Here is a 12,386-nt window from a genome sequence, read left to right as displayed (position 1 = left end):
ATGCCGCGACCCGCTGGTAGGTCACTGCTTGGCAACATCAGGCCGGATGCCGATCATCAGGGCGCGCCATCCGTCCAGGTCGGCTCGGTCGGACGGGCGCCGGGCGGGTCGATAGTGATCTTGTGAGGCGCTTTGCAGAAGGGTTACACGCGGCGGCGAACCCTGGTGCGCGCCGTCGTCGGAGGCGAACACTCGCAGGGACACGCCGGGTACGCAACCAGGAAGGGTGCGGATGGGCCACAACACGCTGCTGATCCGGGACGCCGACCCTGACGCTGCCGCGCAGCGGCCGGCGAACCTGATCCCCGCCGTGCTCGTCGATCGCGGCGGCAGCCTCACCCTCGACGTATGCGGCCAGCAGATGCCGGTGCCAGGGCTGCGGCGGTACCTCGACCAGCGGCACCTGCAGCAGCACCTCGGCCGGCGCGTGCTCGTCGCGATCCGGCCCGAGCACCTGCACGACGCTTCGGCCGGGCTACCGCCGAGCGCGGGGCCGACGGCGTCGGTGCTGCACGGCACTGTCCGCGGCGTCCGGGGCGACGGGGCGGCGCTGCTCCTGGACGTCGAGGTGGCCGACGCGCCCGGCTGGCAGCCGGCACCGAGGCTGGCGGCGCGGGTGGAGCTGGGCTGCACCGCCGAGGCCGGCGACGCGGTCATGCTTGCCGTCGACCTCCGCCACCTGCGGGTGTTCGCCGCCGACGGTGACCTACGGTGACAACGGCGGCGGGTGCTCGCCGCCGACGGCGACTGGCTGAGACAACGGCGACGACGCCCAGGTCGTGGCGCGGCACCGCCGTCTGGCTGTGCTGCGCCCTGCTGCTGGCGGCTGGCTGCACGGCCGACGCGGACGCCGCCTCGGGCCGCTACAGCGGGGAGTCGGTCGAGGTCGCGGGCAGCTGGACCGGCGCCGAGCAGGCGAACTTCGAACGGGTCCTGCGGGCGTTCGGCGAGCAGACCGGCGCGCGGGTGCGGTACACCTCCGGCGGCAGTGACCTCAGCGTGCTGGTGTCGTCCCGGCTCGCCGGCGGCAGTCCGCCGGACGTCGTGATGATTCCGCAGCCCGGGGTGCTCGCCCAGTACGCCGCGACCGGTGCGGCGAAACCCGCCTCGGGCACGGTCGCCGCCGCGGTCCGGGCCAACTTCTCACCGCAGTGGCAGCAGTTCGGCACCGTCGGCGGGCAGCTCTACGGCGTGCCGTTCAAGGCCGCGAACAAGTCGGTCATCTGGTACCGCGCCGACGCGTTCGCCGCCGCCGGGGTCGAGCCGCCCTCGACGTTCGACGAGCTCACCGCCGTCTCGCAGACCCTCGTCGACTCCGGCACGGCGGCGATGACGGTTCCGGGCGCCGACGGCTGGCCGCTCACCGACTGGTTCGAGAACGTCTACCTGCAGCTCGCCGGGCCGCAACGGTACGACCAGCTGGCCGTGCATCAACTGCCGTGGACGGACCCGACCGTGGTGGAGGCGCTGCGAACCATGGGCCGCTACTGGGCGGCGCCGCAGTTCCTGCAGGGCGGGCCCAAGGGCGCGCTGCAGACGACGTTCACCCGGTCGGTCGCGGACGTGTTCGGCGCGAAGCCGACCTCGGCGATGCTCTACGAGGCGGACTTCGTCGCCACCGAGATCGCCAAGCTCGGCGTCTACCAGGTCGGCCGCGACGCCCGGCACTTCGCGTGGCCGTCGGTCGCCGGCACCGGCGGCACGGTCATCGCCGGGGGAGACGCCGCTGTGGCGTTCACCAGCCGGCCGGTGACGATGGAGCTCATGGCGTACCTGGCGACACCGGAGGCGGCGGCGATCATGGCTGAGCGGGGCGGGTTCCTGTCGGTGAACCAGAACCTGGACACAGCGGTCTACCCCGACGCGACCACCCTGGCGCTCGCGGAGACCCTGCTGCGGGCGGAGACGCTGCGCTTCGACCTGTCCGACATGACACCGCGCAGCTTCGGCGGCGGCAACGGCGCGTCCATGTGGCGACTGCTGCAGGCGTACCTCGCCGCACCGGGCAGCGACCCGGCCGTGGTCGCGGCCCGGCTCGAGGACGCCGCGGCGAAGGCGTACGGGGCGCCGTGATGGGACGCACCGCCAAGTTCTCGACCGCGGCGTGGTTCCTGGCACCCGCCGCCGCCATCGTCGCCATGCTGCTCGTCTACCCGATCGGGCAGACGCTGTGGCTGAGCTTCCACGACGCTGGCGGCCGCACCGCCGTCGGCGCCGCCAACTACGCCGACATCCTGACCACCCCGCAGATCCGCCGGGCGCTGCTCAACAACGCCATCTGGATCGTCGTGGCGCCGAACCTGGTCCTCGCGGTCGGGCTGCTGGTCGCGTTCCTCGCCCAGCGTGTCCGCCGGACCACCGTGATCCAGGTCGTCCTGTTCATGCCGATGGCGATCTCACTGGTCTCCGCCGGCGTGGCGTTCCGGCTCGTGTACGACGAAAGCCCCGACCGCGGAGCCCTCAACGCCGCTGTTGTCACCGCCCACGACGCGGTCCGGCCACCGTCGCCGTACCACGGCGCCCGCCCGCGCGACGAACGGGCGCTGATGCCGGCGGGCGGGGCACTGCAGACCGCCGACACCGTAACCGCCGGTCAGACCGTGCTGCTGCCGCTGGTCGGTCTGGCGCCACGGCAACTGCCGACGCACGCCCGGCAGGCCGGCACCGGCGGCGGCACCGGGGTGCACGGCGTGGTCTGGTCCGACTTCACCGCAGTCGGCGGCCACCCCGGCGCGGTCGACACCGGCGAACGCGGGCTGCCGGACGTCGCGGTCGACGTGATCCGCGACGGCGTCGTCGTCGCCCGGACCCGCACCGCCGCCGACGGCACGTTCAGCGTCCCGCAGCTGCGCGGCGGCGGCTACGTCGTGCGGCTCGCCGCGGACAACTTCACCGCCCCCTTCGCGGGCCTGACCTGGCTCGGCCCGGCGCTGGTCACCCCGGCGCTCATCGGCGCGTACGTGTGGATCTGGGCCGGGTTCGCGATGGTCCTGATCACCGCGGGCTTCGCCGGCATCCCGAAGGAGACCCTCGAGGCCGCCCGCACCGACGGCGCGGGGGAGTGGCAGATCCTGCGCCGCGTCACCGTCCCCATGATGCGGCCCGTCGTCGTGGTCATCCTCGTCACCCTGACCATCAACGTCCTCAAGGTGTTCGACCTCGTCCTGGTGCTCGCACCCGAGTCCGCGCAGGGATCGGCGTCGGTCGTCGCGCTGGAGATGTGGCGGTCGTCCTTCGACCACGTCGGCCGCGGCAGCGCCCTCGGCGTGCTGCTGCTCGTCCTGGTGCTGCCCGGCATGCTGTACAACGTCCACCGGCTGCGCCGGAGCGAACCATGAGCCTGTTCGCCGCCGTCGAGGCCCCGGAGCTGTTGCCGGCTGGGACCGAGCCACCTCCGCCCGTACCGAGCCGCGCCGCCCGGGCCGCGCGCCGGTTCGCCCTGACCGCCGCTCAGGTCACCCTGTTCGTGGTCGGGCTGTGGTGGCTGGTCCCCACCGTCGGCCTCGCCGTGGTCAGCCTGCGCGGCCCAGCCGCCAACAGCGGTGCCGGCTGGTGGACGGTGCTGACCGAGCCCACCCAGCTCACCCTGCGCAACTACCGCGGCCTCGTGGCCGACGGCCGGCTGACCCACGCCCTGTGGAACACCGTGCTGATCTCCGTGCCAGCGACCCTGCTGGTCGTGGCGATCGGCGCCGTCGCCGCATACCCGCTCGCGTGGCTGGCGTTCCGGGGCCGGCACGCCGTCGTGCTCACCGTCGCCGGGCTCGTCGCCGTCCCCGTGCAGACGGCGCTCATCCCCGCCGGGCGGCTGTTCGACGCGGTCGGTGTCGCCGGCACCATCCCGGCGGTCGTCGCCTTCCACGTCGCGTTCGGGCTGCCGTTCGCGGTGCTGCTCCTGCGCAACTTCTACCTTGCCATCCCGCCGGATCTCATCGAGGCCGCCCGCATCGACGGCGGCACCGAGCTCACCATCCTGCGCCGAGTCGTGCTGCCGCTGGCGAAGCCGGCGCTGGCGTCGCTGGCGGCGTTCGAGTTCGTGTGGGTGTGGAACGACCTCATCGTCGCGCTGGTCTTCGCCCGGTCGGACAACGCGCCGATCACCCTCGCACTGCAGGAACAGATGCGCTCCTTCCCGTCCAATGTGGACGTCATCGCTCCCGGCGCGTTCGTCTCGATGGCCGTGCCGCTGCTGGTCTTCTTCCTGTTCCAGAAGTCTTTCACCCGGAGCGCACTGGCCGGCTCACCCCGGTAGCGACACCCCTGTTTCCCCGCCCGCGGCGGCCGGTCGACGTCGACCGGCCGGCCGTGCGGCGGCCCCTACCCCACGCAAGACGGGAACGACGATGCACCAATCCACCCGTACCGCCCGGCGCTTACCGGTCCAGCCCGACTGGTTCCAGCGGGCCGTGTTCTACGAGGTCCTCACCCAGGCCTGCTTTGACTCCAACGACGACGGCTGCGGCGATCTGCTCGGGCTGGTGTCCAAGCTGGACTACCTGCAGTGGCTCGGCATCGACTGCATCTGGCTGCCGCCGTTCTACGAATCACCACGCCGCGACGGCGGCTACGACATCAGCGACTACACCAGGATCAGCCCCGAGTACGGCACCATCGAGGACTTCGTGAGCCTGCTCGACGAGGCGCACGCCCGGGGTATCCGGGTCATCACCGACCTCGTGCTCAACCACACCTCCGACGCACACCAGTGGTTCCAGGAGTCCCGGCGCGACGCGTCCGGTCCCTACGGCGACTTCTACGTCTGGCGCGACGACGACACCGGCTACCCCGACGCCCGGGTCATCTTCGCCGACACCGAGACGTCGAACTGGACGTTCGACCCGGTGCGGCAGCAGTTCTACTTCCACCGCTTCTTCCACCACCAGCCGGACCTCAACTACGACAACCCCGTCGTCGCCGACACCATGCTCGACGTCGTGCGCTTCTGGCTCGACCTCGGCATCGACGGGTTCCGGCTCGACGCGGCGCCCTACCTGTTCGCCCGCGAGGGCACCGAGTGCGCCGGTCTGCCCGAGACGCACGAGTATCTCAAGCGCATCCGGAAGATCGTCGACGACGAGTACCCGGGCACGGTCCTGCTCGCCGAGGCGAACCTGTGGCCGACGGACCTGGTGGAGTACTTCGGCGATGCCGCCGTCGGCGACGAGTGCCACATGGCGTTCCACTTTCCGCTGATGCCCCGCATCTTCATGGCCGTGCGCCGCGAGTCGCGGGTGCCGATCTCGGAGATCCTCGCGCAGACTCCGGCGATCCCCGCGAACTGCCAGTGGGGCACGTTCCTGCGCAACCACGACGAGCTGACGCTGGAGATGGTCACCGACGAGGAGCGCGACTACCTGTACAGCGAATACGCCCACGACCCACGGATGCGGCTGAACCTCGGTATCCGCCGCCGGCTCGCCCCGATGCTCGGCAACGACCGCAACCAGATCGAGCTGTTCACGTCACTGCTGCTGTCGCTGCCGGGCTCGCCGGTCATCTACTACGGCGACGAGATCGGGATGGGCGACAACGTCTACCTCGGCGACCGCGACGGCGTGCGGACCCCCATGCAGTGGAACGTCGACCGCAACGGCGGCTTCTCCCGCAGTGACCCGAGCCGGCTGTACCTGCCGATGAACAACGGCTGGGTATACGGATACCAATCCGTCAACGTCGAGCGGCAAATGGAGGAGCCGGCGTCGCTGCTGCACTGGACCCGCAAGATGCTGGCGATCCGCAAGCGGCACACCGCGTTCGCCTTGGGCGACTTCACCGAGCTCAACGGCTCCAACGGTGCTGTGCTCGCGTTTCTGCGCCGGTACCAGGACGAGGTGCTCTTGTGCGTCCACAACCTGTCGAAGCATCCCCAGCCGGTGCAGCTGCCGCTCGGTGACCTGTTCCACGGCCACGTGCCGGTGGAGCTGACCGGCGACACGGTGTTCCCGGGCATCGGCCGGCGCCCGTACCTGCTCACCCTGCCCGGCTACGGCTCCTACTGGTTCCGCATCATCCCGCCAGGCCGGAACCGGGGTGGTGACCGTGCTCGATGAGCACGACGCCGACCTCTTCGAGGCGAGCCTGCTGCTGCTCGCCGGGACGGCGCCGCTGCGCCACGCGACGGCCGCGCGGCGGCGCACCGAATGGGAGGTGGTCGCCGCCGCGTGGGCCGGCCCGCCACTGCGGGTCGAGTTCGAGGCGGAGTACGCCGCGGCCCGGTTCGCCGAGGTGATGCGGGCCGTGCCCGAGGCCGACTGCTGGACGGGCCGCCTCGAGGCGGGCATCCGCCGCCGGTTCGAGACGTTCGTCGTGGACGTCACCGCGCCTGAACCCAGCGACGTGCTGGGCCGTCTGCAGGACGAGTGGACCCGGACCGCGGAGCTGCTGCTCGGTGACGGGGCCGCAGACGAGGCCCGGCTGCGCGCGCGTGCAGTGGCGGTCTGGCGGTCCGCGCTGCTGACCGCGGCGCCCCGGCACTCACGGGCGGGACTGCGGCTGCGAGCCCCGGACGGCCGGTCGCTGCGGCTGCTGATGCGCTCCGCGCAGGTCCTCGGCGTCGCCTGCGAGGCACACACGGGACGGGGCCGGCAGATCCTGTCCGTCGGCGGTCGCGGCGCGGTGACGCTGCGCTCCACCACACGGGCCGCGTCCTGAACGGTGCCGGCCACCGACGCGATGGAGGCGGTCGAGGAATTGGTCAGCGGGGAGGACTGATGCTGACGCAGCGGCTGGCGGCCGTGGAGGCACGGGTCGCGCGGTGCCGGCAACTGGCCCGCGCCGACCCGGTCCGCCACCCCGCCGACCTGGGGCTGGCGCTGGCGGAGCCCGGCGCCGTGCACTCTAGGCGCTGGTGTGACCGCGCCGCGATCGGTTGAGCACGTAGAGCACGGCGAGGCTGCCGAGGGTCATGGCCGTGCCGGCCCGTCATGAGGGTGTCGTCGGTGGTGCCTGCCGAAACGAGGACCAGCACGTGGACGCCGGCGAACGCGGATGCGAGAGTGGACGGAGCATCGAAATCGACCTGGCGCACGGCTGTGCCATCGCCTGAGCTGCTACCGGCGACGGCGGCGGCGGGCGTCTGGGTCGCAAGCCGATCGAAGATCGATCCGCCGAGCGCGCCGGAGACGCCGGTGACCAGCATCCACCCCGGCCGCGGACACGGCTTCGACAGGACGCGCCTGCACCAGGTCGCCGGGGCCTACCTGCAGAGAACGGCTGAGGTCCCGGCTCGGGGATGCCCATGACGGAGAGCTCGGGGTAACCCCTGACGGTGCCGGTGAACCAAACCGGTCGTTGGGAGGACGCCCCGTCGGGTGCCCGCGTGGCACGATGCCGCCAGGGGACTGACGGGGGAGCAGGATGGCGCTGTCGCGACGACGATTCCTGGCGGGGGCGGGGCTGGCCGCGGGCGGGGTGCTGGCCGGTGCGGCGGGCGGTCCGCTCGCCCGGCGCGCGTTCGGGCTGGACCACCCGCCGCTGAGCGGTGGGTACGCGTCGGCCGCCGATGTGCTGGCCGACGCGCAGTCGCCGAGCACCACCATCACGTACCACGTGCGCACCGACGAGCCGGTCGTCGCGTTCACATTCGACGACGGGCCGGCGCCGAAGTGGACGCCCATGGTGCTCGACGCCCTCGACGAGTGGCAGGTGCCGGCGACGTTCTTCATGGTGGGGCGCAATCTCCGGCGGCACGCGGACGTCGTACAGGGGCGGCTGGACCGGCACGAGATCGGCAACCACACGTGGTCACATCCGGACCTCGCCACGCTCGACCTGCGCCACGCCGTCGACGAGGTGCGCCGCGGCGACGACGCGATCCGCGAGGTGACCGGGCGCGCGCCCACGCTGCTGCGGCCGCCCTACGGCCACCTCGGCGGATCCACCGTCCTCGCCGCCGACAAACTCGGCTACCGGCTGGTGCTGTGGTCGCACCAGATGGACGAGCGGCGCTACCGCCGCGACCCGCAGGGTCAGGTCCGAGCCATCGTCGACGCCGTGCAGCCAGGGTCGATCGTCCTGGCGCACGACGTCGGCCAGCCGCGCCGGCTGGTGGCGCTGCGCCACCTCGGCGAGATGTTCGCCGGCCTGCGGGCGCGGGGCTTCCGCCTCGTGACGGTGTCGGAGCTGCTCGCCATCGGCCAGGACGACGCCGCCCGCCGGCCCTGACGAGCCCTATCGCCCGATCGCACAGAGCGCGGCGTCCACGCTGCCCGCCACGTCGGTGACCATCTGCTCGGTGGTCGGCAGGGCGGTCACGGTGACGACCACGCTGCGGCCGTCGGTCGTGGCGAGGTTGCGGGTCTCGAACCCCTGGATGTCGCCGCCGTGCCCCCAGCCGTCGCCGCCGCAGGGCAGCGGGTGCCGGGCGATGCCGAGGCCGTACTGCCAGTCGCCGGCCGGCTCGAAGCCCGGCGCCGCCACGGTGCGCAGCATCGCCGCCTGCTCGGCGGGCCTGAGCAGCCTGCCGTCGAGCAGCGCCGAGAAGAACGTGCGCAGATCCGCCGGCGTCGAGATCAGCTGCCCGGCGGACCAGCCCAGCGACGGGTCCATCTGCGTGACGTCGACCCACGCGGCGCCGGGCGCGGTGGCGACGTACCCGTGCGGATGCGGGTCCGGCAGCCGCTGCTCCCCGAGGCCGGGCCAGGAGGTGTCGCGGAGCCCGAGCGGTTCGATGATCCGCCGGGTGATCTCCTCACCGACGGGGCGCCGCGTCACCTCCTCGACGATGAGACCGGCGAGGACGTAGTTGGTGTTGCTGTACTGCCACCGGCTGCCCGGCGCGAACTGCGGCGGCTTGGTGAGCGCCGCGTCGACGAGCCGGCGCGGCTCGAAGTAGGCGTGCGCCAGGCCGACGAGGTCCTCGGGCCGGGTGAACAGGACGTCGTCGTAGTCGGGCAGCCCGCTGGTCTGCTGCAGCAGCTGCCGCACGGTGATCCTCGACCCGTCGTTACCGTTGCCGCGCACCACACCGGGCAGGTAACGCTCGACGGTGGCGTCGAGGTCGATGCGGCCCTCACCGGCCAGCTGCAGCACGACGACGGCGGTGAACGTCTTGGTGTTGCTGCCGATGCGGACGTGCCCGTTGCGCGGCACCGGCCGCCCGGTACGCAGGTCGCCGACGCCCGCGGTGTAGTCACGGACCCGCCCGTCGGCGCCCCGGACGGAGGCGAGCGCGCCGGGGAACCCGTCCTCGCGCACGAGCTGGTCGAGCCGCTGCTGGACCGCGTCGGCCCGGCGGGCCTCGGGACCGGCGAAAGCGGCGGGCGCGGCAGGCGCGGTGCCCACGGCGAGCACGGCCGAGGTCCCTGCCGCCACGAGTACTGTACGGCGCGTCATGCTGGACATGCGTCCTCCTCGATGTCTGTGATGAGTACATCCACGACGCTATGGCCGCGAACGACGCACATCGATCCAGCAGCCTGCCCGGCCGTGGTGGTGCACGCTGTACCTCCGGGTGCGAACGCACGTGCGGGCCGCTGCAAGGGTTCCTCCGCATGGCCAGGCTGCTGCGGCGCTCGCACCGGGAGTGCGGTAGCTCGTCCGGACGATCGGCGAGCCCGAGTTCGGCGGCGAGGACCCGACGCTGCGCATCGCGGCCATCTGGTTCGCGCGAGGTCGCCCGTGAGGTGCCCGCCGGTGTCGACCGCGCGACGCCGTCCCGGCGCGACGAGTCCGACGTGCGGGAATGGCTGACCGGGTACCTGCGCGAGCGCCGCTTCATCCTGGGCTGGACGGACGCTGCGCCCGACGCAGCAGAGCCCTTCCGGTCAGGCGCAGGCCTTGTCCAGGGCGGTCTTCGCGACGCCGGCGGCGTCGACCACCCCGGTCTTGGGCGTGCCGCGAGCGGCGGAGAACTGCTCCAGTGCGGCGACGAGCCGGGTCAGGGCCTCCTTGAGGTCCGGGTCGGAAACGGTGGCGGTCAGCGGGCGCAGCTGCTTCGCCCACTCCTTCGCCAAGCCGTCCTGCTCCGCGACCGCCGCCGCGGCGGCGGTGGTGTCGCCCCGCTTGATGGCGGCGAGGGCCTTGCCGTCGGCCTCGATGAAGGCAGGCAGGTACAGCTCGGCGGTGTCCTTGAGGCCGCGGCACTCCGGTCCTGGGGAGCCGCCGGTCCGGGCGGCGGCGCTGGACGCGGGGGTGCCCGGGTCGCCGCCGCAGGCCACACCCGACAACAGAACGACCGCCGCGACCATGATGGCCATGAGGAACCGCATGCCGGTCACTGTAACGGCCGGACCGCTCAGCTCAGACGGGTCGTGCCCGTGTTGGAAATGCCGCTGAACGACGTGCCGTCCAGCAGGTGCACGGTTACCTCGAGCTTCGAGTAGAACGGGATGCCGTACTGGATCGGGCTCGTGGTCGAGGCGTCGCAGCCCGCGGTTGAACCGTGGCTGAAAACACTGCCGGTTGGCGACAGGGCGCTTGATCACGTGCGCTATGCCGCTGGTCTCGCGCAGTGCCGGCGCCTTTGTCGTCACAGCGAGCGACGCGCTCCGGCGGCGCTTCCTGTCTGCCGATGAGTGTGCGTGGCCGTGCCCTATCCGACGAGACGGTTCCGGAGGCGTGAACCCGGTTCCTCGCCGTGGAGCAGTTCGAGAACCCAGGTGGTCTCGAGCGGGCCGATAGGGTCACGAAGGGCCCGCAGGACGACTGGGTGGTCGCATCCGGCGGTTGAGAGCTGATCAGCCAGTTCCGTCAGATCTGGATCGTCCCCAGTGGACATGCTGGTTCGTAGCGCGGGCACCGATCGCCAGTTGGGGTTGACGGTCGCGTGGTAGGCGGCCACGACGTCGTTCATGAACGTCCTCCACTGCGGGAACGGAAAGTGGCCACTGCCTGGGCTTCGGATGGTGGGCGGGCCCCAACCGTCGTCCTCGGCTTCTGTCAGTGCCCAGCCCTCGGTGCTGGACGTCCATCGGTACCCAGATCCCCTTTCACGACAATCCCAGTGGTCGAGCTGATAGGCCAGGCGCTCCGGCAAGGTGGGGCCGAACCGCGGGTCCGGCAACGGTGGCCCTTCAGTGAGCAGGTCCAGCGCGACAGCGAGCATGGGCCGTGCAGCGCGGACCTCCTCGTCGGTGGTCAGCGGCGTGAAGCGCGATAGCAGCGCGAGCAACGGACCCGGGTGTCGCACCTGTACGTCGCGCAGGGCGGCCAGCCGGGCAATGTATTCCAGCTCGAGCCATCGGAAGGTCCACGGCAGAAACTGGGAGCAGTCGTCGTCGTAGCCAAGTTCGGGCAGCAGTTCATCGCCCTGACGGAGGAAGAGTGTCATCAGGTTCGGGTTCTGCAGCATCCGAACCTCCAACGACATCGCACCAGCAGTCAGCAGCACGAGCTCCGTCTCGAGTTCGGGTGGATCATCATCGAAGTCCTCCCAGGGCCGGTCGAGATAGCCGTCCCAGAATCCGTAGTCCAATACGATCCGTCGGATCACATCACGCCCTGCGGAGATCACCACAGAGCGATCTTCGCCTGACCGGGGACGGGTGTCGAGCGCCCAGTGCCGCCATCCTCATCTGTCGCCGAGGGTGACCGCGAGTTGACCGCATCCGTCACGCCGCGTGATGAGGTTGCGCGGCGACCGGCGCGCTGAACTGCCGATGAGCGCGCGCCGTCATCACGAGTACGGCGTGATTCAGCTACTGCGAACGTTCGGCGAAGATGTCGACATGCTCCAGGAGCGATTGGGCGAACTCGACGGGTGGCAGGTTTCTTCCTCGTTCACGTTCCGTGTCCGTTATCGGTACGACGTTGATGACGCGAACAGCGCCCACGCTGGTGCGGACATAATCCAGACCATCAGCGCTCAGGGGCCCGGCAAGGAAAACCGCTCGGCACCCCGGAAAGGTTGGGAAGTCCTCGCCCAGACCGATCATGTGCCCCCAGTTCAGTTGCGTGCTCGTAACGAACGGGTGTATCGCAAGATTGGCCAACCGGCGGGCGATGGCGCCCTCGTCGGAACGCGTGAGCCGCCCACGTCGCCGGAACTGGAGTTCGGCCCGGCCGCCTCCACCTGGTCCCGGTGTCCCCGACATTTCATTGGCCGCCATGCCGATGGTGGCGAACGAGGTCAGATTCGCCGTCGGCGTGGGCCGATAGACAAGCACGTCCAGCCGGCTGATCGGTGCGTGCTCGTCTTCGAAGAGGAAGCCGTCGTCTTCCTCGCCCTGATGGGTGCGGTAGGCGTTGAAGATGTCTCGCAGAACAGGAGCAGCGGCCACAGCTGCGGATTCTACTGTCGGCGATCGGGGCGACCGACGGCATCCGGATCTGACGCGAATCACGCGTCCGTGTCGGAACCTGTCAAGTCAAGTGAGACAGTTTCTTGATTTTGTTTAGCTTTGTGCTGGTGGAGGGCTGGTCGCTGCCGTGGCGGTGATCTGTTCGAG

At 71.0% G+C, this 12,386-nt stretch carries 12 protein-coding genes; 8 read left to right on the top strand and 4 right to left on the bottom strand.

Going from position 1 to position 12,386, the window contains the following annotated elements; all coding sequences use genetic code 11:
- Positions 1-232 precede the first annotated feature (232 nt).
- The 8 genes from ACFY3L_RS48245 to ACFY3L_RS48210 all read left to right on the top strand — a co-directional run bounded on the left by ACFY3L_RS48245 (position 233) and on the right by ACFY3L_RS48210 (position 8,163).
- The gene (locus tag ACFY3L_RS48245) at positions 233-715 is read left to right on the top strand and encodes a TOBE domain-containing protein (protein WP_389340545.1); all 483 of its coding nucleotides are present in this window, start codon (positions 233-235) and stop codon (positions 713-715) included.
- The gene (locus ACFY3L_RS48240) at positions 712-2,073 is read left to right on the top strand and encodes an ABC transporter substrate-binding protein (protein WP_389340543.1); all 1,362 of its coding nucleotides are present in this window, start codon (positions 712-714) and stop codon (positions 2,071-2,073) included. Before ACFY3L_RS48245 ends, ACFY3L_RS48240 begins: the two co-directional genes overlap by 4 nt.
- A complete protein-coding gene (locus ACFY3L_RS48235) occupies positions 2,073-3,338 on the top strand; it encodes an ABC transporter permease subunit (protein WP_389340541.1) in 1,266 nt (421 codons plus the stop codon). The genes ACFY3L_RS48240 and ACFY3L_RS48235 overlap by 1 nt, the downstream gene beginning before the upstream one ends.
- Positions 3,335-4,252 carry a carbohydrate ABC transporter permease gene (locus ACFY3L_RS48230; protein ID WP_389340539.1) on the top strand — a complete coding sequence of 306 codons (918 nt, stop codon included), beginning with the start codon at positions 3,335-3,337 and terminating at the stop codon, positions 4,250-4,252. Before ACFY3L_RS48235 ends, ACFY3L_RS48230 begins: the two co-directional genes overlap by 4 nt.
- 91 nt (positions 4,253-4,343) lie before the next feature.
- Entirely contained in the window at positions 4,344-6,050 is a 1,707-nt protein-coding gene (treS, locus tag ACFY3L_RS48225) for a maltose alpha-D-glucosyltransferase (protein WP_389340537.1), read from the top strand.
- Entirely contained in the window at positions 6,040-6,651 is a 612-nt protein-coding gene (locus tag ACFY3L_RS48220) for a hypothetical protein (RefSeq protein WP_389340535.1), read from the top strand. Before treS ends, ACFY3L_RS48220 begins: the two co-directional genes overlap by 11 nt.
- 59 nt (positions 6,652-6,710) lie before the next feature.
- Positions 6,711-6,872, top strand: coding sequence for a hypothetical protein (locus ACFY3L_RS48215; protein ID WP_389340533.1), 162 nt, complete (start codon positions 6,711-6,713; stop codon positions 6,870-6,872).
- A gap of 484 nt (positions 6,873-7,356) precedes the next feature.
- The gene (locus tag ACFY3L_RS48210) at positions 7,357-8,163 is read left to right on the top strand and encodes a polysaccharide deacetylase family protein (RefSeq protein WP_389340531.1); all 807 of its coding nucleotides are present in this window, start codon (positions 7,357-7,359) and stop codon (positions 8,161-8,163) included.
- A gap of 6 nt (positions 8,164-8,169) precedes the next feature.
- Here ACFY3L_RS48210 and ACFY3L_RS48205 read toward each other — a convergent pair whose 3' ends face one another.
- The 4 genes from ACFY3L_RS48205 to ACFY3L_RS48190 form a co-directional block, all read right to left on the bottom strand.
- On the bottom strand, positions 8,170-9,333 hold the full coding sequence (locus ACFY3L_RS48205) for a serine hydrolase domain-containing protein (RefSeq protein WP_389340692.1): 1,164 nt from the start codon (positions 9,331-9,333) through the stop codon (positions 8,170-8,172).
- Between the two features lie 431 nt (positions 9,334-9,764).
- The gene (locus ACFY3L_RS48200; protein WP_389340529.1) at positions 9,765-10,208 is read right to left on the bottom strand and encodes a hypothetical protein; all 444 of its coding nucleotides are present in this window, start codon (positions 10,206-10,208) and stop codon (positions 9,765-9,767) included.
- A gap of 323 nt (positions 10,209-10,531) precedes the next feature.
- Positions 10,532-11,455 (bottom strand): hypothetical protein, encoded by a 924-nt coding sequence (locus ACFY3L_RS48195; protein ID WP_389340527.1) that lies wholly within the window; start codon positions 11,453-11,455, stop codon positions 10,532-10,534.
- A 181-nt stretch (positions 11,456-11,636) separates the two neighbouring features.
- Positions 11,637-12,218: a suppressor of fused domain protein gene (locus ACFY3L_RS48190; RefSeq protein WP_389340525.1), complete on the bottom strand. Its 582-nt coding sequence runs from the start codon at positions 12,216-12,218 to the stop codon at positions 11,637-11,639.
- Positions 12,219-12,386 lie beyond the last annotated feature (168 nt).

Origin of the sequence: Dactylosporangium sp. NPDC000521 (assembly GCF_042898305.1) — a bacterium.
Taxonomy (GTDB): domain Bacteria; phylum Actinomycetota; class Actinomycetes; order Mycobacteriales; family Micromonosporaceae; genus Dactylosporangium.
Note: the sequence above shows the minus strand (reverse complement) of the source record. Positions and strands in the feature narration are given on the sequence as shown.

What these genes read in the sequence shown, in the direction of transcription:
- treS (WP_389340537.1), top strand. Translation starts at nt 4,344, where the DNA reads ATGCACCAATCCACCCGTACCGCCCGGCGCTTACCGGTCCAGCCCGAC.
- ACFY3L_RS48205 (WP_389340692.1), bottom strand. Translation starts at nt 9,333, where the DNA reads ATGACGCGCCGTACAGTACTCGTGGCGGCAGGGACCTCGGCCGTGCTC.
- ACFY3L_RS48200 (WP_389340529.1), bottom strand. Translation starts at nt 10,208, where the DNA reads ATGCGGTTCCTCATGGCCATCATGGTCGCGGCGGTCGTTCTGTTGTCG.
- ACFY3L_RS48245 (WP_389340545.1), top strand. Translation starts at nt 233, where the DNA reads ATGGGCCACAACACGCTGCTGATCCGGGACGCCGACCCTGACGCTGCC.
- ACFY3L_RS48215 (WP_389340533.1), top strand. Translation starts at nt 6,711, where the DNA reads ATGCTGACGCAGCGGCTGGCGGCCGTGGAGGCACGGGTCGCGCGGTGC.
- ACFY3L_RS48210 (WP_389340531.1), top strand. Translation starts at nt 7,357, where the DNA reads ATGGCGCTGTCGCGACGACGATTCCTGGCGGGGGCGGGGCTGGCCGCG.
- ACFY3L_RS48235 (WP_389340541.1), top strand. Translation starts at nt 2,073, where the DNA reads ATGGGACGCACCGCCAAGTTCTCGACCGCGGCGTGGTTCCTGGCACCC.
- ACFY3L_RS48230 (WP_389340539.1), top strand. Translation starts at nt 3,335, where the DNA reads ATGAGCCTGTTCGCCGCCGTCGAGGCCCCGGAGCTGTTGCCGGCTGGG.